The sequence below is a fragment of the Streptomyces vinaceus genome, assembly GCF_008704935.1.
GTDB lineage: Bacteria > Actinomycetota > Actinomycetes > Streptomycetales > Streptomycetaceae > Streptomyces > Streptomyces vinaceus.
Window position 1 is genome coordinate 207997 of the sequence record NZ_CP023692.1, and the last position, 18310, is coordinate 226306.

General features: G+C 72.3%; 19 protein-coding genes. 7 read left to right on the forward strand and 12 right to left on the reverse strand.

Features of this window, described 5'->3' with window-relative positions:
* Nucleotides 1–102: 102 nt before the first annotated feature.
* Together CP980_RS00970 and CP980_RS00975 are read right to left on the reverse strand one after the other, a co-directional pair.
* The gene (locus tag CP980_RS00970) at nucleotides 103–933 is read right to left on the reverse strand and encodes an SGNH/GDSL hydrolase family protein (protein WP_150492296.1); all 831 of its coding nucleotides are present in this window, start codon (nucleotides 931–933) and stop codon (nucleotides 103–105) included.
* Nucleotides 934–938: 5 nt separating this feature from the next.
* Nucleotides 939–1661: a hypothetical protein gene (locus CP980_RS00975; RefSeq protein ID WP_229907278.1), complete on the reverse strand. Its 723-nt coding sequence runs from the start codon at nucleotides 1659–1661 to the stop codon at nucleotides 939–941.
* A gap of 68 nt (nucleotides 1662–1729) precedes the next feature.
* Here CP980_RS00975 and CP980_RS00980 point away from each other — a divergent pair, with 68 nt between their 5' ends.
* The 3 genes from CP980_RS00980 to CP980_RS00990 all read left to right on the forward strand — a co-directional run bounded on the left by CP980_RS00980 (nucleotide 1730) and on the right by CP980_RS00990 (nucleotide 3619).
* Entirely contained in the window at nucleotides 1730–2233 is a 504-nt protein-coding gene (locus tag CP980_RS00980) for a MarR family winged helix-turn-helix transcriptional regulator (RefSeq protein WP_150492297.1), read from the forward strand.
* A 195-nt stretch (nucleotides 2234–2428) separates the two neighbouring features.
* On the forward strand, nucleotides 2429–2884 hold the full coding sequence (locus CP980_RS00985; protein WP_150492298.1) for a VOC family protein: 456 nt from the start codon (nucleotides 2429–2431) through the stop codon (nucleotides 2882–2884).
* A gap of 177 nt (nucleotides 2885–3061) precedes the next feature.
* Nucleotides 3062–3619: a YceI family protein gene (locus CP980_RS00990; protein ID WP_132753089.1), complete on the forward strand. Its 558-nt coding sequence runs from the start codon at nucleotides 3062–3064 to the stop codon at nucleotides 3617–3619.
* Nucleotides 3620–3979: 360 nt separating this feature from the next.
* Here CP980_RS00990 and CP980_RS00995 read toward each other — a convergent pair whose 3' ends face one another.
* Nucleotides 3980–5380, reverse strand: a complete 1401-nt coding sequence (locus CP980_RS00995; protein WP_150492299.1) for a hypothetical protein — start codon at nucleotides 5378–5380, stop codon at nucleotides 3980–3982.
* A 167-nt stretch (nucleotides 5381–5547) separates the two neighbouring features.
* Here CP980_RS00995 and CP980_RS01000 point away from each other — a divergent pair, with 167 nt between their 5' ends.
* Nucleotides 5548–6957, forward strand: a complete 1410-nt coding sequence (locus CP980_RS01000) for a serine/threonine-protein kinase (RefSeq protein WP_268257451.1) — start codon at nucleotides 5548–5550, stop codon at nucleotides 6955–6957.
* 436 nt (nucleotides 6958–7393) lie between these two features.
* On the opposite strand, the gene CP980_RS01005 is transcribed toward CP980_RS01000, so the two are convergent.
* Nucleotides 7394–8071: a hypothetical protein gene (locus tag CP980_RS01005; protein WP_150492301.1), complete on the reverse strand. Its 678-nt coding sequence runs from the start codon at nucleotides 8069–8071 to the stop codon at nucleotides 7394–7396.
* Between the two features lie 390 nt (nucleotides 8072–8461).
* On the opposite strand from CP980_RS01005, the gene CP980_RS01010 reads away from it, so the two are divergent.
* Entirely contained in the window at nucleotides 8462–8806 is a 345-nt protein-coding gene (locus CP980_RS01010) for a HopJ type III effector protein (RefSeq protein ID WP_132753099.1), read from the forward strand.
* 30 nt (nucleotides 8807–8836) lie between these two features.
* Here the strand turns inward: CP980_RS01010 and CP980_RS01015 are convergent, their stop codons facing one another.
* The 3 genes from CP980_RS01015 to sigK all read right to left on the reverse strand — a co-directional run bounded on the left by CP980_RS01015 (nucleotide 8837) and on the right by sigK (nucleotide 10957).
* Nucleotides 8837–9481, reverse strand: coding sequence for an L-threonylcarbamoyladenylate synthase (locus CP980_RS01015; RefSeq protein WP_132753101.1), 645 nt, complete (start codon nucleotides 9479–9481; stop codon nucleotides 8837–8839).
* A 142-nt stretch (nucleotides 9482–9623) separates the two neighbouring features.
* Nucleotides 9624–10373, reverse strand: a complete 750-nt coding sequence (locus tag CP980_RS01020; protein ID WP_132753103.1) for an anti-sigma factor — start codon at nucleotides 10371–10373, stop codon at nucleotides 9624–9626.
* Nucleotides 10370–10957, reverse strand: coding sequence for an ECF RNA polymerase sigma factor SigK (gene sigK, locus CP980_RS01025; RefSeq protein WP_229907279.1), 588 nt, complete (start codon nucleotides 10955–10957; stop codon nucleotides 10370–10372). Before sigK ends, CP980_RS01020 begins: the two co-directional genes overlap by 4 nt.
* Before the next feature lie 231 nt (nucleotides 10958–11188).
* Between sigK and CP980_RS01030 the strand changes: the two genes are divergently transcribed.
* Together CP980_RS01030 and CP980_RS01035 are read left to right on the forward strand one after the other, a co-directional pair.
* Nucleotides 11189–12793: a molybdopterin-dependent oxidoreductase gene (locus CP980_RS01030; protein WP_150492302.1), complete on the forward strand. Its 1605-nt coding sequence runs from the start codon at nucleotides 11189–11191 to the stop codon at nucleotides 12791–12793.
* A 118-nt stretch (nucleotides 12794–12911) separates the two neighbouring features.
* Nucleotides 12912–13568, forward strand: coding sequence for a fasciclin domain-containing protein (locus CP980_RS01035; protein WP_132753109.1), 657 nt, complete (start codon nucleotides 12912–12914; stop codon nucleotides 13566–13568).
* A 98-nt stretch (nucleotides 13569–13666) separates the two neighbouring features.
* Here the strand turns inward: CP980_RS01035 and CP980_RS01040 are convergent, their stop codons facing one another.
* From CP980_RS01040 to CP980_RS01060, 5 genes are all read right to left on the reverse strand, one after another.
* Nucleotides 13667–14641 (reverse strand): MerR family transcriptional regulator, encoded by a 975-nt coding sequence (locus CP980_RS01040; protein WP_150492303.1) that lies wholly within the window; start codon nucleotides 14639–14641, stop codon nucleotides 13667–13669.
* A 123-nt stretch (nucleotides 14642–14764) separates the two neighbouring features.
* On the reverse strand, nucleotides 14765–15598 hold the full coding sequence (locus CP980_RS01045) for a PIG-L family deacetylase (protein ID WP_132753113.1): 834 nt from the start codon (nucleotides 15596–15598) through the stop codon (nucleotides 14765–14767).
* A gap of 304 nt (nucleotides 15599–15902) precedes the next feature.
* On the reverse strand, nucleotides 15903–16316 hold the full coding sequence (locus CP980_RS01050; RefSeq protein ID WP_208834753.1) for a hypothetical protein: 414 nt from the start codon (nucleotides 16314–16316) through the stop codon (nucleotides 15903–15905).
* 146 nt (nucleotides 16317–16462) lie between these two features.
* Nucleotides 16463–17725, reverse strand: coding sequence for an MFS transporter (locus CP980_RS01055; RefSeq protein ID WP_150492305.1), 1263 nt, complete (start codon nucleotides 17723–17725; stop codon nucleotides 16463–16465).
* A complete protein-coding gene (locus CP980_RS01060; protein WP_150492306.1) occupies nucleotides 17722–18261 on the reverse strand; it encodes an ArsR/SmtB family transcription factor in 540 nt (179 codons plus the stop codon). The genes CP980_RS01055 and CP980_RS01060 overlap by 4 nt, the downstream gene beginning before the upstream one ends.
* Nucleotides 18262–18310: the final 49 nt, after the last annotated feature.

Genomic DNA, 18310 nt, shown 5'->3' on the forward strand with positions numbered 1-18310 from the left:
TCACCGGGGAGCTGATCGCCGAGGACCTGCGCCGGACGGCCGGTCTCCTCATGCGATCCATGACGACCTGGGACGTGACCTTCGCGGGGCCGGAAAGGGCCGTCAGTTTTCCGATGGCCGGGCCGGGGCGGGCGGCGGGGCCAGGGCGTCGAGGACGGCTGACACGACCCGGCGTTGGCCGGCGGGGGTGAGGTGGAGGCCGTCCTCCTCGACGTGGCCGTGGCCCGCGGTCCGGGTGTCGACCGTGACCTCGGGCTCCGCGAGCAGGAATTCGGCCAGGGCGTCGAGGTCGGTACCGGCCCAGCCGAGGCCCGCCCGCCGGAAGTGCTGGTACCGCGCCACGCGCTCGACGTCGACGCCGGTCGGGGTGAGCCAGATCCACCGGGCCCCGGTCCGGCTGACCGTCAGGTCGCGCAGGGCCTGCAGGGCGCGGCGGGTCTCGGCGGCGGCGACCAGCGGGACCCCGTCCAGCCGTTGCACGTCGTTGGCCCCCAGCATGCACAGCACCCAGTCGGGCCGCTGGGCCGTGAGGAGGGGGAGGTTCGCCAGGGCCTGGGTGGTCGTACTGCCGGAGACGGCCAGGTTGGTGCAGCCGACCGTCGGCGGGAGCAGGTGGCGCAGGATCTCGAACCAGGAGAGCCGGTCCGCGGTGGTGCTCTCCCCCACGGCGACGACGTGCTCGCCCGGCCGGAACGGCAGCGCGGCCAGGCGTGCGGCCGCCCCCGGTAAGGCGGCGAGGGCGGCGGCGGCCTCCCGGTTGCGCGCCTCCAGCCGGCTCAGGCGCGTACGGTAGTCGGCCGCATCGAGCCCGAACAGCGGCGCGAGCACGGCGTCGTCGGGGGCGGGGCCGAGGTGGCGCAGGACCTTCTCGGGCTGCTGGAAGCGCAGCGTCCGTTCCGCCGGGTCGGGGTTCGCGTCGGTGGTGCTCGTCATGGCGGTCAGCCCTCCGTACGGACGCGGCGGCGCGGGAGCAGGAACCCGGCCGCGATCAGCCACAGCAGGCCGGCGAACCGGGCGATCGGCAGCAGCGGGGCGGCGGCGTCGGCCAGCAGGACCAGCGTGGACAGTTCGGCGACCGCCGCGATGGCCAGGCCCGTCACGGCGAGGGCGCGCGGGAGCAGGCCGGCGAGCAGGCCGGGTACGGCGATCCCGGCGACCAGCAGCCCGAGGAGGACGACGTGGGCGGGGCCGCCGAGACCGAAGGCCAGGTACTGCAGGGCCCGTACCAGTTCGACGTGGGCGGCCGTCTCGGGGCGGGACAGCAGCCAGGTGACCAGTCCGGAGCCGGTGAGGAAGGCGGCGGCGAGGACGCCTCCGGCCAGGGCGATCGTCGCGCCGGGGGCGCGGACCCCGAGCTTGTGCAGGCGCGCCGAGACGGTCGCGGCATAGACGGCGAGCGGTACCGAGGCGGCGAACTGCAGGGCTCCGGAGACGCGGACGGCACCGGAGTGGTCGCGGAAGTAGGCGGCCGCCGTTTCGGCGGGGCCGAAGGGAGAGGGGAAGGTGTCGCCGCCCGCGAGCAGGGTGCTGAGCACGAGCCCGGCGAGGAAGAGGGCGGTGAAGACCACGGCCAGGATCCCGGGCGGAGGTCCGGCCTGCGGGTCGCGGCGGGAGGGGGTCGGTGCCGGGGTGGGCAGGGGTGTGGGCATGGGTACGGTCACGACAGATTCCGTTCTTTGAGAGAATCATTCACCGGGGTGAATCGTTGCGCTTGGCTTACGATAGGCCGGTGAACAGTTCCCGGCAACCAGCAGATGCGACGGGCCCGGTCCCGGCCACCGCCCCGCGCGGGGCCGCGTTCCTCCTCGCCCAGATCGGCGCGCACGCCGCCGGACGCTTCGCCGAGCGGGTGGCCCACCTGGGGCTGACCCCGGCGGACGTCGGCCTGTTGCGCATGGTCGCCGGGCAGCCGGGACGCAGCCAGCGGGCGCTCGCGGAGGACCTGGGCGTCGTCCCGAGCCGCGTCGTGAAACTCATCGACGTGCTGGAGGGCAAAGGGCTCGTCGAGCGGCGACGCAGCGAGGAGGACCGCCGCAACTACGAGCTCCACCTCACGGCAGAGGGCCGGAGCACGCTCGGCGCGGTCTCCCGCGCGGCCGCCGCCCACGAGGACGCCCTGCTGGCCGCCCTCGACTCGGAGCAGCGCGGCCACCTGCTCGGTCTGCTCCAACGCATCGCAGCCGAGCAGGACTTGACCCCCGGCGTCCACCCCGGCTACCGCGCCCGCGGCTGAGGCCGAGGTCAGCGGAGCTACCGGAAAGGGCCGACAGTAGGTCGGCCGCCGGCCCCGGCGGCGCGCCGTTCCACTCGGCGCTCCAGGCGGCAGACCAGGAGGTCTCCGAGTCGGAGATCGCCCCCCCTGCGCCGCGACCCGCCGGAGGCGGAGCCATAGGCTGCCACTCAACCTTCCCCAAGGAGTGCACTCCCCGTGTCTGACGACCTCGCCGCGCCCGTCCCCGGAACCCTCCACCACGTCGAGATCTGGGTCCCCGACCTCGCCCGCGCGATCGCCGACTGGGCCTGGCTCCTCGAAGACCTCGGCTACACCCCCCACCAGAGCTGGGAACACGGCCGCAGCTGGAAACTCGGCTCCACCTACCTCGTCTTCGAGCAGTCCCCCGCCCTCACGGCCACCCGTCACGACCGCTGCGCACCGGGCCTGAACCACCTCGCCTTCCACATCGAAAGCCCGGCACGGGTCGATCTCCTCACGGCCAGGGCCCGCGAGAACGGCTGGAACCTCCTCTTCCCCGACCGCCACCCCCACGCCGGCGGCACCCACCAACACGCCGCGTACCTCGAATCCACCGACGGCTTCGAAATCGAACTCATCGCCTCCGGCACGTCGCAGGAAAGCTCCCAGGGCGGACCGCCGGCAACGTGACCGCGGGCACGACGGCCCATACGCAGGGCATCGATGAGGGCTGCGAGGTCAGCGATCAGGTGGACTCCGCAGCCGACCCCCGTGCGTCTGGCCGGGCGGGAGCCGGTCACGGCCTAGCGTGGCCGGGACGATTCCGGCGGACCGCCGCCGGGACCACCCAGGACCTACGGAGGCACGTTGACCACGACGCCCGCCCTCACCGACCTCACCGGGGACTACGTCCTCGACCCCGCCCACACCAGGATCGGCTTCATCGCCCGCCACGCCATGGTCACCAAGGTCCGCGGCGCGTTCCACCAGTTCGAGGGCACCGCCCACCTGGACGGCGCCGATCCGGCCCGCTCCACCGCCCAGGTGGTGATCAAGACCGAGAGCATCGACACCGGCGTCGAGCAGCGCGACCAACACCTGCGCACCAATGACTTCCTGGACGCTCCCGAGTACCCCGACATCACTTTCCGCACCACCTCTGTCGAGCCTCAGTCCGACACGGAGTACCGCGTCACCGGCGACCTGACCATCAAGGACACCACGCGCCCGGTCACGATCGACTTCGAGTACACCGGCAACGCGGTCGACCCCTACGGCAACCTGCGGGTCGGCCTGGAAGGATCGGTGACCATCTCCCGCAAGGAGTACGGGGTGACCTGGAACGCGGCCCTGGAGGGCGGCGGAGTCCTGGTCGGCGACAAAGTCGTCCTGGAATTCGACATCTCCGCGATCAAGCAGAAGTAGGCGGGCTCAGCTCCGGTCGGTGGCGCTGTCCGCTCCGAGGGGAGCCGGCGCTCGGCGGCGCTGGAACGCCATGTCGCGGACGGCGTCCAGGGCGGTGACGAGGGCCCCCATGAGGACGGCGTCCTCGGCCAGCGCGCCGGGGACCCGGGCCCGGGCGGCGTCGAAGGGTACCCGGGAGCCGCCTGGCTGAACGACACGCCCGGGGGCAGCAGGGCGGTCGTGGTGGGGCAGCCCGGATGGCCGACACCGCCTGCAGGGCGGCAGCCACGGAACCATGGCGGTGGAGGCATGTCCGCCAATGCCGGCCGGCCCTCGCCGGCCGCCGCCCAGGTGTTGGCGGCGGCCGCGGTGGTGGGTGGGTTACGGCCGGGCCAGGATGTCCGTCACGCGGTGGGCGTAGATCACCCGGCCGCAGGGGGAACCCGGGTCCGTACAGGTCGGGTCCGTGGTGTCCATGCGGTGTTCGGTCAGCGACCACAGGTACTGCGTACCGCCACCCGGCACGCCCTGCCCGTGCTCGAAGGACAGGTCCTCGGGACCGACCGCGTTGGTGATGTTGGCGCCGTAATCCACCAGACGGCCGCCCGAGACGGTCGCCCGGCGCAGGCTGCCGCTGTGGGTGGTCCAGCTGCGGTTGAAGTAGTACATGCCGTCGTAGCGTGCCGCGCCCTGGGTGAGATCGCGGGGCAGGTAGAACGCGCCCGTCGCGGCGACCACCCCGTTGGCCGACTTCAGGAGGCCCGTGGCGTCGTCGACCGGCAGTGCGCCGACCCGCCCCTTCTCGGGGTGCGTGTCGTCGGAGTCGCAGTACTCGCCCACGATCAGAGCCGGAGCGGCCGAGTTGCTGCGGTCGACGGAGACGTAGGACGCCTTCGGGGCTCCGGTGGCCACGCAGGTCGCCGCGGAGGTATTGCCCTGCGCGCTGACGAACTTGTACGAGGCCACCTGCGGCATCACGTACCGGTACGTGTGGCTGTAGTAGACGTTGTTCTGCCGGCCGATCTGGGTCTCGTCGCGGACGTTGCTCTTCAGGCCGTCCAGCGTGGTGTCGTCCACCGATACGTTCTGGTCCGGGTTCAGGTCCAGGATGGAACGCATGTCGAAGACCCGCAGGCCGTTGAGGGTGTCCGCGACGTAGAGGTAGTACTTGTACCAGGCGATGCCGCCCGCGTGGACGTCGACCGCCTTGTAGGAGACGTGGCCGTAGCTGTTGTAGTACGGCTCCACCAGTAGCACATGGCGGTAGCGCCGGCCGTCGGGGTCGCCCGGTATCGCGGTCTGCGGGTCGAGGAAGGACAGCCGCACGCCCTTGCCGCCGGCCTTGTCGTACCAGGCGGTGACCAGTGGCTTGCGCGAGCCCCACAGCTCGTCGCTCTGGGCGTCGGAGACACCGGTCACGCCCTGGGGGATCCATTCCTCGGTGGCGGAGTCGCCGGGATCCCAGCAGAGCTTCTTGGCGGGAGCGAGCACCTTCCCGTCGTCGCCCGAGCCGAAGGGGTCCGTGGTGCAGGAAGCGCCCGTCTTCGCGACCCGGTTGCCCTGGTCGAGCAGGTCCTGGACGCCCTGCGTGGGCAGGGCCGCCCTCAGGTCGGCCACCTGGCCGCTCAGGTCGGGTCCGGGCTTGAGATTGAAGGAGGACGCGGTCGCCGGGTCTCCCGGAGCCGCGTGGGCGGGGGAACCGATCGCCGGAACCAGAAGGACCGCCGCGACCGCGGCGGCGACCCAACCGGCATACGTACCAGGGGATTTATGGCGTGGCATCGCTGATTCTTCGACCTTCACTGGGGAGAAAGCGAAGATCATACGTATGGCCGCCGGAGGCCCGCGCACCGGGGAGCCCGCAGTCACGGATTCGGTCGATGGCCCCACGCGCCCCGCTGGCATTCCGTACGCTGCGTGCGCAGGGGTGGGACCGGGTGAGGGGGAGCATGACCGGTGCAGAAGAGGCAGGACCTTTCGGGCCGGCAGGGCCCGTACTCGGGGGCCGATACCGACTCGTGCGCCCGATGGGTACCGGCGGATCCGGGCGGACCTGGCAGGCGCACGACGAGCTCCTCGGAATCCGCGTGGTGGCCAAGGAGTTACGGGCGCCGTGGACCTTGACGGACGCCGAGCGCGGGAACTGGCTGCGGTGGGCGGAGCGGCAAGTCCGCTGGACGGCGCGACTGCCCCGGCATCCCAGTCTGGTGGCCGTCCACGACCTGGTAACCGACGGTCCCGTCCTGTGGACCGTCATGGAGTTCGTCGAAGGGCAATCGCTGGCCGCCCGCCTCGAAGAGCGGGGCCCGCTCAGCACGGCGGAAGCCACCCGCCTCGCCACCGCTCTGCTGGTCGCACTTCAGGCAGCGCACGAAGCGAAATTCGTGCACGGCGCGGTACGTCCCGACAACGTGATGGTGGACGGCGACCGTATCGCTCTGCTCATCGACCCCGAGACCGCCACCCGCGTCGGGGACCGGGGGAACGACGAACCGGCGGCGCTCAGTGGGCTCGTACGCCGGCTGGACCACCTCTCGCCGGAGCGGATCCAGGGGCTCGGCCCATGGCCGGCGAGCGACTTGTACGGCCTGGGGCTCACGCTGTACGAGGCCGTCGAGGGGGTCTCGCCGTACCGCGGTCCCACTCCCGCGGTCATCCTGGCCGCCATCCTGAACGAGCGGCCGCGGCCGATGGGGCGCGCCCGGTCACTGGAGCCGCTGATCGAGGGGCTCCTGCGGAAGGACCCCGCGGCCCGCCTCACGATCCCCCAGGCGTGGGGGATCCTGAATTCCTCCGCACGCATCAGCCAAGACGCCCCGTCACAGTCCACGCCATGGGGCCGGGCCCCGGCCCAAGCCCCGGCCCCGGCCCCGGCCTGGGCACCCGATCGCGAGGAGGCCCACGCTTATCCGCCGGCCCTGCCTGCGTCCATGCCGCCCCCCGGGGCCACGCCCCCTCCCCCCGTCACGGCAGCCGGTGGCAACGGCGCCCTGATTCTGACGGCCTTGCTCCTGCTGGCCCTGGTCTCGGTGTGCGTTCTGCTGGCCCGCCCGGTGCTGGCGTACGCCGGCTCCCTGGCGGCGGCTCCCTTCTGGCCGGCCGTGCTGTCGTGGGCGGCGTTCGCGCTCGGGCTGCTCGTACTCGGGTACCAAGTGCGGGCCACCGTACGGCTGGAGGGCTCGCCGCACCCCGTACGGTCGCGGCTGTCGCTGGTACCGCCGCCGCGGTGGTCGCCGGAGGAGCTCTCCGCCCGCCGCCAGGCGGCCGAGCGGGCCGTGGACGAGTCCTTGCTGCGGGTCGACCAGCGGCTGGCAGCCGCCTCCCCCCGCCCGAACCGGAACGGGGGCGCCGATGCCTGAGCAGGATCCCGCCGCCCCGTTGGCGGAAACGGTCGCTGCCCCGGCCTCGCCCGCAGCGGCGGCCGCGAGCGCCATACCCTCCTTCCCGCACGCGGACGAGGCGTCGAAGTGGAAGGAGATCGAACCGGACCACCTTGCGTGGCGCCGCACGCTGGTGGAGCGCCAGTTGCGGCAGGAGCGCCTGGACCAGTGGACGGGCTACGGCTTCCGGCTGCTGGAGTACGCGATCGTGGTGGGGTTCGGCGTGGCCTTCGTCTGGCTCGGCTTCTACGCAGTGGACCACAAGGCCTCGGGGCAGGCCGCGCCGCTGATCGGGGTGGGATGGCCGGGCTGGTCAGCGCGGTGCTGGCGGTACGGAACCGGCGGAACTGAAAGCGCACGCACCGGGTACGGTCGCCGTCCCGCGTGTGCGCCTGCTTGCGCGCGTGCCCGACCGTCATGTGCCGGGGGGCCTGGTGCGTTGCTGGTGGTGCAGCCAGGCTGTCAATGCCGCCTGAAGGTCGGCGGCTTCCCGAGGGTCGAGAGTTCTCTTCGTACCGCCGGCGTGCAGGCGTATGCCGCCAGCGGTGACGGTCCAGCCGGGGCTGCGCTGCGGGCCGGAGGTCAGAGCCTGCCCGTCGGTCAGGGTGCGGAGTGCTGCCCGGACCCGCCGGGGCACGGCGGCGGTGCCGGGCGGGAACGGGGTGCGGGGCCGGGGCGTGATCCCGATCGCCGTGTAGAACGCCGCCAGCGCGTCGTCGAGGGAGCCGGGCCCCGCGGGGGCGGCGCCGGTGAAATCCGCGATGAGTTCCGGGTGCGGGCGCGGGGCGTGGGATCCGTACGGCTGTGCGTGCAGGGCGTGCTCGACGGTATCCAGGCGCACGCACGCGGGTGGGATGAGTTCGCGGGTGTAGCCGCGGTTGATCAGGGCCGCGTAGACCTTGCGTAACTCGGCGGCCTGGCGCGGCACGGGGTGGCGGTCGGGGGCGATCGGCGCGTGGGGTCTCGCGGGGCGTGGCTCCATCCCGAGCAGTCCCGCGCTCTGGTGCAGCACTCCGGCCTCCGTCAGCACCAGCGTCGCCTGCCGGCCCTTCGCGTCGGAGCCGAGCCGGAAGCCCACCACCACGGTGCCCATCCCCACTGCCCTCCTCACGGCCACGGCCCACCGCGGCCCCGCTCCGCCACGCTAACGAGACCGCGCCTGCCGAGGAGGAAGTTGGCGATGTTTGACCGACACCGGTCCGGAGTCCGAAGTCTGGTGACCCGAGTCAGAAGTCTTCTGACAGGTCCCTGGTCACACGGAACCGGGCCGGCGGAATTCGTGCACCGAGTGCTTGCGATCGCCGGGGCCCGGCACCCGCTACCCGTCCTCTCGACGGGATACCGCGGTCGCACATCGTGGCCTGCGCAGATGCCGCCGTTCCACCGTGTGGACCGCTACCGACCGAGCCGGTCGTGCGGGGGTATCGTCGTCCGGTCACGGACGGCAATCGGAGCGTCCGTTCAACCCAGGGGAACCACCATCATGACTGATCTGAAGTCGCTGCGAGCGAGCCTTGCTTCCGGTGAGCACGAGTTCGCCGACACCCTGGCCTTCATTGCCGCGCACTACGAGTACCAGCCGCAGGCGTTCCGCAACGGGGACCTGGAGAACGCCGCGGGTGAGAACGAGGGTTCCTGCAAGACGCTGGGACTGGCCCTGCTGGAAGGGCTGAGCGACGAAGAGGCGCTGCTGGCGTTCGGTGAGCACTACCGCAGCGTGCTGGCGACGCCGAACGACACCGATCACGGCAACATTCGCAACCTCATGGCCCATGGCCTGGCGGGCGTGAGCTTCGCCGGGCAGCAGCCGTTGGCCCGCAAGGGCTGACGCGGCGCGGCGATGCCACGCCGCGCCGGATCACCTCTCCAGCAGGTCGGGGACGACGCCGCGCAACACGTCGGCGCTGATGGCGCCGGCCCGCTTGAGGACCGGTACCGGGCCGGTGAGGTCCACGATCGAGGAGGCGACGGCGGCCTCGGTGGGCCCGCCGTCCAGATAGACGGCGACGGAATCGCCCAGCATGTCCTGGGCGGCGTCGCAGTCCTGCGGGGACGGCCGGCCGGTCAGGTTGGCACTGGAGACCGCCATGGGGCCGGTCTCGGCGAGCAGTTCCAGGGCGACGGGGTGGGACGGCATCCGGACCGCGACCGTGCCGTGGGTCTCCCCGAGATCCCAGGTCAGCGATGGCAGGTGGCGGGCGACCAAGGTCAGTCCGCCCGGCCAGAACGCCTCCACCAGGGCCCACCCCTGCGCGGGGAAATCGGCGACCAGCTCGTTCAGGGCGTCCGGGGAGGCGACCAGTACCGGCGAGGGCATCGCACGGTCCCGGCCCTTGGCTCCCAGCAGTCCGTCCACCGCGTCGGGGTTGAAGGCGTCCGCACCGATGCCGTAGACGGTGTCGGTCGGGAGCACCACGAGCTCGCCCCGGCGCACCGCCTTGGCCGCCATGCCCAGTCCGTCGGTCCGGCCCGAGGCCGTGCCGCAGTCGTATCGAAGGGCCATCGTCGATCTCCGTTCTACCGGGCGCCCGGCCCGTTCCTGCCTCCGTACCCCGGCAGGTTACCGGCACGGGCGGGACCTCCCGTGCCGGTCGTACGCCTTTCCCGCGTACGGAGGACAGAGCCGGGCCGGCGGCCCCTCGCGCTCAGGCGGGGAGGGTCATCAGGAGCAGGGGGGCCGTGGTGGGCCGGGGGGATCCCCCGGCGGGCTCGACGGTGAGGCCGACGGCGGCCGCGTCGGCGGGGTCGCCCTCCAACAGGACCGTGCCGTCCTGCCGGATGAACCCGGCCGGCCGCATGGTGCCGTCATGGGCGAGCCACAGCTGGTACGTGCTGCCCGCGGCCGGGGCGGGCAGGCCGGTGGCGGTGAACACGGCCCTGTTCTGCCGGTCGGAGGCGACGACGGAGGCCAGGGCGCCGTTGCTCGCCCGGCCGTGGACCGTACGGGCGTCCGGCGCGGCCAGGACTCCGCTGACGGCGTCCAGACGCGTCTCGCTCTGCCGGGCTCGCTGCTCCAGCTGCCGGTTCTGCTGGTTCTGCCAGGCCGCCAAGCCGGCGAACGAGGCCGCTGCGGCGAGGCTCGCGGCCAAGGCGACCGGGAGCGCCTTGCGCCGCAGCGCGCCGCGCAGGGAGACCGTGGTGGCCGAGGGGACGCGGGGCGGGAGCTGCCGTACGTGATCGACGGCCGCCAGGGTCCGCTGCTTCATCGGGGCGGGCGCGGGCTGAGCCGCGAAGGATGCCAGCCGCGCCGCGGTGGCCTGGAAGTCGGCCACGTCCTGCCGACAGGCGTCGCACCCGGTCAGGTGGGCGGCGAACTCCTCGCGCTCGGCCGGGTCGAGGGCGTCCAGCGCGTACGCGCCGGCCAGGACGTGGATATCGGACGCCTGGTGATTCACGTGGTCACCCCCATGCAGTCGCGAAGCCGGATCAGCCCGTCGCGCATGCGTGTCTTGATGGTCGGAAGCGGTGTGCGAAGCGTCTGGGCGACTTCACGGTAGGTCAGGCCTCCGTAGTAGGCCAGGGTCACGGCCTGGCGTTGGAGCTCGGTCAGGCCGCGCAGGCAGCGGCGTACCTGCTCGCTGTCGAGCCGGGTCTCGACCTGCTCGGCGACCTCGTCGAACGCCGTGTGGTGCTCGCGTGCGGCCTGAGCCTGCTCGCGGTCCGCGGCGGCTTGTACGGTGCGGACGCGGTCGACCGCCCTACGGTGGGCAAGGGTCGCCGTCCAGGTGGTCACGCTGCCGGCGTCGGGCCGGTAGCGGGCGGCCTGCCGCCACAGGTCGAGCATGACCTCCTGGGCGACCTCCTCCGACTGGGCACGGTCGCGCACGACCTTCACCACGATCCCGAAGACCATGGGCGCGAGAGCGTCGTACAGCGTCGAGAAGGCCTGCTTGTCGCCGCGGGCGACCTGCTCCATGACCTCGGCGAGGTCGGCGGGGCCGGGGCGGCCGGGGGAACGGAACGGGAGGGGCTGGTTCACAGGGCCGGCTCCGGCTGTGGCGACGGGGCGGAAGGACGGCAGGGGCCGGCCTCCCGGGGGCGGGGTGTCCATCGCATGGCGGTCCTCTGTCGCAGGGCGGTGCAGGTGTTTCGTGTCCGTACTTCTGCCCGTACTTCGTAGCGGAGGCGCGTGCGGATGGGGTGCCGCCTTCGGGACGGCTTCTTTCACTCGTACGGGTGAGGTGGCAATCCGCCGGGCGGCCGGGGACGAATCCCGGGTGTGAGCAGCTTCCGCACCTCCTTCTCCCGGACCGCCCGCGTCTCCCGGACCGCCCGCGGCGCCCTGGCCGGTCTTCTGGCCGGGTTCACCGCGCTGGCCGTGGCCGAGCTGGCCGCCGGCCTCGTCCGGCCGGCCGCCGGGCCGGTGACGGTGGTCGGCGGTGCGGTCATCGACCGGACTCCGGCCCCGGTGAAGGACTTCGCGATCCGGACGTTCGGCGAGAACGACAAGACCGTCCTGCAGCTCGGGATCCTGCTCGTGCTGGCTCTGTTCGCGGCCGTCCTGGGTGTTCTGGCCCTGCGGTTCCGGCGGGCGGGGGCGGCCGGGGTCCTGGTGTTCGGGATGTTCGGCTCCGCCGCGGCCCTGAGCCGGCCCGACGCCCAGGGTGCCGGTGACGTGCTGCCTTCGCTCGTCGGCGCCCTGGCCGGTGCTGCCGTCTTGTACGTACTGGCGGGCAAGGCGGGCCCCGCGGACTCCGCAGCGGGTGTCGGGGCCGCCGCCGGCGGCTGGAGCCGGCGGGGGTTCCTCACGGCTGCGAGCGTGACCGCCGCGGGCGCTGTCGGCGCCGGGGCGCTGGGGCGGGCCCTGTCGGGGCGACGCGGCCGAGGCGCCATCGCCTCCCGCGACGCTCTCGTGCTGCCTGCCCCCGCCTCACCGGCTCCCGTGATTGCGGCCGGCGCGCAGTCGAGGGTTCCGGGGGTCAGCGCGTTCACCACGCCGAACCGGGACTTCTACCGCGTCGACACCGCCCTGGTCGTCCCCAAGGTCGACGCCGCGGCCTGGCGGCTGCGGATCCGCGGCAAGGGGGTGACCTCGTCCCGCTCCTACTCCCTCGCCCAGCTCCTCGCCCGTCCGCTGATCGAACGCGACATCACTCTGACGTGCGTCTCCAACGAGGTCGGCGGCCCCTACGTCGGCAACGCCCGCTGGCTGGGTGTTCCCCTGGCCGGCCTGCTGGCCGAGTGCGGGGTCGAGCCGCCGTCGAAGGGCGGCACGGCGGACCAGCTGGTGGCCCGTTCCGTGGACGGCATGACCCTGGGCTCCCCGGTCGAAGAGGTCATGGACGGCCGTGACGCGATGCTCGCGGTCGGCATGAACGGCGAGCCGCTCCCGTTCGAGCACGGCTTTCCCGTCCGCATGCTCGTCCCGGGCCTGTACGGCTACGTCTCCGCGTGCAAGTGGATCGAGGACATCGAGCTCACCACCTTCGACGCCTACGACCCGTACTGGGTCAAACGCAGCTGGGCCCGGCGCGCGCCGATCAAGACACAGTCCCGGATCGACACCCCCAAGCCCTTTGCCCGCCCCGCCGCCGGCACCGTCATGGTCGCCGGAGTCGCCTGGGCGCAGCACCGCGGCATCGCCCGCGTCGAGATCCGCGTGGATGAGGGCCCTTGGCAGGACGCCGACCTCGCCGCCCAGGACACGGCGGACACCTGGCGCCAGTGGTCCTACCGCTGGCAGGCCGCTCCGGGCGGCCACACGGTCACGGTCCGCGCCACCGACGGCGCCGGGGCGGTGCAGACCGAGCAACGCGCCCGGACCATCCCCGACGGGGCGAGCGGCTGGCACAGCGTCTTCGTCACCGTCCCCTGAGACCACCGGACCCGGCCTCACCTCGGCGCGCGGTCCGGCCGGCACCACCACGAGATGCGAACCGTCTCGTCAACTCCCAAGCCCTCAAGCCCTCACACTCTCCAAGGAGAAATTGATCATGAACAGCATGCAGATCCGCCGTACCGGGATCGCCGTTGCGGCAGCCGTCCTGCTCCCCTTCTCGCTGGCCGCCTGCTCCGGTGCCTCCGGCGACACCGGGGCCGCCCCCGGCGCGACCGCGACCGCGGGCGGCTCGGCCGGTACGGACGCGAGCAGCCCTGCCGGAGACGCGATGACGATGGACCAGCCGTTCGGCCCGGCCTGTGCCGGCGTCCCGAAGGAGGGCGCCGGCTCGTTCGACGGTATGGCCAAGGACCCGGTGGCCACCGCCGCCTCCAACAACCCCGCGCTGTCCACCCTGGTGTCCGCGGTCAAGCAGGCCGGTCTCGTGGACACCCTGAACAACGCGAAGGACATCACCGTCTTCGCCCCGACCAACGCCGCCTTCGCCAAGATCCCGAAGGCCGACCTGGACAAGGTCCTCGCCAACAAGGAGCTGCTCACCAAGATCCTCACCTACCACGTCGTCGGCGAGAGGCTGACGCCCAAGCAGCTGGAGAACGGCTCCTTCGAAACCCTCCAGAAGGGCATGGTCACCACGAAGGGCTCCGGCGAGGCGTACAAGGTCAACGACACCGCCGCCGTGGTGTGCGGCAACGTCAAGACCGCCAACGCCGACGTCTACATCATCGACACCGTGCTGATGCCGAAGTAGCAGGCGGCGGCGTCCGCACCGACGGACAGCGGTCCGGCCCCGCCTCGGGGAACGAGGCGGGGCCGGGCCGGACCGGAGACCGTGCCGGGAGGCGACGGCTATGCGTCGCGGTCGTGCCGCAGGGCCTGGACCAGCCAGGGGTGGACCGGGCTCAGGCCCGGCACCACCTGCCAGCCGTTGACGATCCACACCAGCCGCCAGTACCGGTCCACGCGGGGGTCGTACGCTTCCTCGAACCGCCGGGCCAGCCAGTCCCGGAACTCCGGATCAGGGGTGCGCGCGAGCACCTCGGCAAAGCGGTGCACGAGGTCGTCGACGACGCGTGCACCGCTGTCGCCGAGTGGATCGATGCCCGCCTCCATGGCCCGGGCCACCTTCTGACGGGTGAGGTCCATCAGTTCCGCGCCCACCTCGTCCTCGATGCCGAGCGGGCGTCCGGCGGCCTGGATCCCGGCCGTACGGCGCATCCGGACCCGGAACTCCTCGTCGCCCACCAGCTCGGCGAGCTCGACCCACGCGGCGACCTGCTCGCCGGACGGATCGTCGGGGAGGTCGGGAGTGGCGGCGCGCACCATGGCCGCCGCGGCCGGATCGGCACCGGCGGCACCGGGGGTACCGGGGGTACCGGGGGCACCGGACGCGCCGAAGGTGCCCTCCACGAAATCGTCGATCAACCGTCGGCGTTCCTCGCCGGACAACTGCGTGAGCCTGTGCATGCGCTGTGTCTCCTCGGGACTGGACCCGCCTCTGGCCACGGCTCGCAGAACGCTCCGACGCAGTTGCAGCACCCGGATCTCGACGTCCAAGGCGTCGGCGTGCGCCGCGGCGACTTCCGCCACCGACAGCTCACGGTCCAGCACACGTCGGACGGTGGGCAGGTCCACGCCCAGCTCACGCAGTGTGCGCAGGAGTTCCAGACGAAGCAGTGCGTCGAAGTCGTAGAGCCGGTAGCCGGCGGGACTTCGTGTGGTCGGCGCCACGACCCCCGAATCGGAGTAGAACCGGATGGTCCTCACGGACAGGCCGGTCCGCCGGGAGAGCTCCCCGATCGAGTAAAGGGTCGTCGCGTTCATGTCCCGCACTCTGCTGTCTCCAGTCACTGGAGACTCAAGGCTATTCCCCGGCCGGACTCCGGCCGAGGGGCCGGCACGGGAAGACGCCCCGGCCTCTGCCGGGCATGAGGAGGGGTGGACGGGTCAGCGCAGTCCGGCGAAGAGATCGTTCTCGGGTACGGACGCGCCGGTGGTGTCCTTGACCCGTACGAAGGTCTCCATCCCCATCAACGCGCCGAACCTCTCCTTGCCCATCCTGAGGAAGAAGATGTTCTCGCCCTGACTGGCGTGCGCGGCCAGCGCATCGAACTTCTGGCCGCTGAAGGGGGTGGTGTCCACCCACGTGGTGATCTCGTCGTCGGGGAGGCCGATCTCGGCCAGCGCGGCGGCCTCGGCGGGATCCGGCTCCGGCATGTCCTCGGCGAACTCCCGCATGATCTCCCCGAACCGCCTCATCGCCGAGCGGGGCATCGTCGTCCAGTACACCTTCGGTGCCAGGTCGGTCATCTCCAGCGCCGCCATCGTGATGCGGTGGGCCTGGATGTGGTCGGGGTGGCCGTAGAAGCCGTTCTCGTCGTAGGTGACGACGACGTCGGGCCGGTAGTGCCGCATGAGCTCCGCGAGGCGGGCCGCGCCTTCCGCCACCGGAGTCTGCCAGAAGGAACCGGGGGCGTCGTTGCTCGGCCAGCCCATCATTCCGGAATCGGCGTAGTCCAGCGTCTCCAGGTGGCTGATCTTGAGGACGTCACAGCTCGCCTCAAGTTCTTGACGGCGCATCAGGGCGACGGCCTCGGGATCGTGCCCGGGATCCCCCGGCTTGGAGCCCCCCGGTCCGTCACCGCAACGGCCGTCGGTACACGTCACGAGAACCGTGCGCATGCCTTCCGCCGCGTACCGGGCGAGGACCCCTCCGGTTCCGGTGGCCTCGTCGTCGGGGTGGGCGTGCACTGCCATGAGCGTCAAAGGTCGGTCGGTCATGAAACGGTCCTCCTGCAGAAGTACTTCGTCGTATGAGTGCGTGGCGGGCGTACCGCGGTCCCGGGGCCCGGATCCCGGCGGGGCGGACGACCTCGCGGCCCCCGTGTTCCCGCCCGTACGGCGCCGGTCCTCCGTCGATGCAACCGCGTCGGCCGGCCCGGCTGTTCCCAGCACGACCTCTACGACCCCAACCGCATCATCGACGGACCGGAAGACGGCTTCATCATAAAGATCGACTGACGCAGACGTTCAACAACGTTCGACAGCGGCGGCCCGAAGCCCGCGCGGGAGTGTGCCGGGTGTTTCACGCCAGGCGGGCGGCGATGAGCTCTTCCCAGGAGCGGATGAAGGCCGGGTACCCGGCGGCGAACTCGTCGAGAGCCTCGGCCGCGTCCGGGGTGAGGGGCGTCATGTCGTAGGTGACCGTCACCTCGCTGCCCGCCCCGGTCGCTGCCAGCGTGACGGCGACCGTACCGGCCCGGACGCCCGGGGTGATCCGGGCGTAGGAGACCGACCTCGGGAAGTCTCGGGAGGCGACCAGCCAGGTCGTCTCCTCTTCGCTCGACGCGGTGAGCCAGACGGTTCCCGGAGCGGTGTCGTCCGGCGTCTCGACCGGGAACACGGGTTCCCAGCCCGGCACCCAGTCGCGCTCGCCCCGGGCGGTGAAGAGCCGGAAGGCCGCTTCGGGCGGCAGCGGGAGGTTCAGCGTAGCGCTCACGATACGACGGTTCATCGAGTCTCCGGTCCGTGGGTGTCGGCGGCGGCCGCGCATGCCCTGCAGGGCGCCACGCGCAACTCTGCCAGCGCGCTCGCGCCGTCGCCGGGCAAGGACCACGGGTCCCGGCCCGCCGATCTCGCGGAGCCCTACACGGCACTCTCCTGAGCGCGGTCACCGGCCGGGGCCACGGCACTGAGCGCCGCCTCGACCCGACGGTTGCCGGTCATGGTCGCGGTGATGGCCGTCATGGCGAGGAGGAGGCCGGCGGCGACGTAGAGCGGGGTGCGTACGTCGTAGACGGTGGCCAGCCAGCCGCCCAGGAAGGCGCCGAACGGGGCTGCGCACATGGCGAGCATGCGGGAGGTGGACGCGACCCGGCCCATCAGGTGGGCGGGGACGATCGCCTGCCGGAGGGAGGGCGCGAGCACCATCGTGGCGCCCATGCCCGCTCCGCAGACGGCGAGCGCGAGGCCGGCGACGTACGGGTTCGGGGCGGCGGCGAGGCCCAGCACGGCGAGTCCCTCGACTGCGGCCGTGCAGGTGAGCGCCGTTCCGGTGCCCAGCCGGCGGCCGAGGAAGGAGGCGATGCCCGCGCCGAGCAGCCCGCCGGTGGCCTCCGCCGTGAGGAGCAGGCCGAAGCCGAAGGTGCCGATGCCGAGCCGCTCGTGCGCGAAGAGGGCGAGTACGGTCTCCACGGCGACGAAGGCGACGTTCCCGACGGCCGGACGCAGCGCGAGTCCGAGCAGGAGCTGATCCCGGAACACGTACGAGGCCCCGGCCCGCGCCTGCCGCAGCAGCGACTCCCGGGCCTGCGGTACGGGCCGGGCCGTGGCGGGCAGCGACCGTACGAGCAGCGCGGAGAGCGCGAACGACACCGCGTCGGCGAGCAGCGGAACCGCCCTGCCGAGCGCGAGCAGGGCGCTGCCCGCGGGCGGCCCCGCGAAGCCCGACGCGGCGGTCTGGGTGCCGCGCAGGCGGGAGTTGGCGCGCTCCAGGAGCGCGGGGTCTCGGCCGAGCAGGTCCGGCAGGTAGGCCGTGGCGGCCGTGTCGAAGAAGAGTCCGCCGAGGCCGAGCAGGAAGGCGAGGGCCGCGAGCAGGGGAATGCTCAGCACGTCGAGCACGGCCGCCGCCGCGGGTATCGCGAGCAACACCGCGCGTGCCGCGTCCGTGACCCACATCGTGCGCCGGCGGTCCCAGCGGTCGACCAGCGCACCGCCGAGCACCCCGAAGAGCAGCCACGGGAGCGTTCCCGCGGCCGTGACGACGGCGAGCGCCATCGGGTCCCGCGTCAACGTCAAGGCGAGCAGCGGCAGCGCGGCATGCGAGACCCCGTCGCCGAGCGAGGACACGGTCTGGGCCGTCCACAGCCGTCCGAACCCGGCCGGAAGCTTTCGAACGTCTGAAGTCACTTGGCGTCCCTTTCGGCCTGCGCGCGCGATGACGGGTGGAACAGTGCGAACACGAGCGACGCGTCCGGCAGCGACGGATCGGACAGTTCCCGGTACTCGTCCGCCAGGGCCTGAAGCCTCGCGCCCAGCTCCGCGAACTGCTCGTCGGTGAGCCGCAGATGGGCCATCCGTACGTGCCGCTCACCGTCCGCCGGCGCCGCCTCCAGGTCCGCCACCGCGTGCCGCATCAGCACGTCCGGGCCTCCCTCGCCCGGATCCGGCAGCTCGATCGACCGCGCGGCCATCGCGTAGTACCGCTCGGTGACCCCCCGGACCTTCCGCGTCCGCACCACCTTCACCAGGCCGGCCCGCTCCAACAGCCGTACGTGGTAGCTGGAACTCCCCTTCGCGAGGCCGACTCGCTCGGCGATCTGCGTGATCGTCGCGGGCTCGAAGCGGAGCACGGCCATGATCCGGTGACGCGTGAGGTTCGAAACGGCGCGCAACTGCTCGTCCGTGGTGACGTGGAACGTCTCGGGAAGCTCGTCGGTAGGCATGGGTCTAATGGTCAACACTTCTTGACCATTGCGCAAGAGGTTTGCGCTC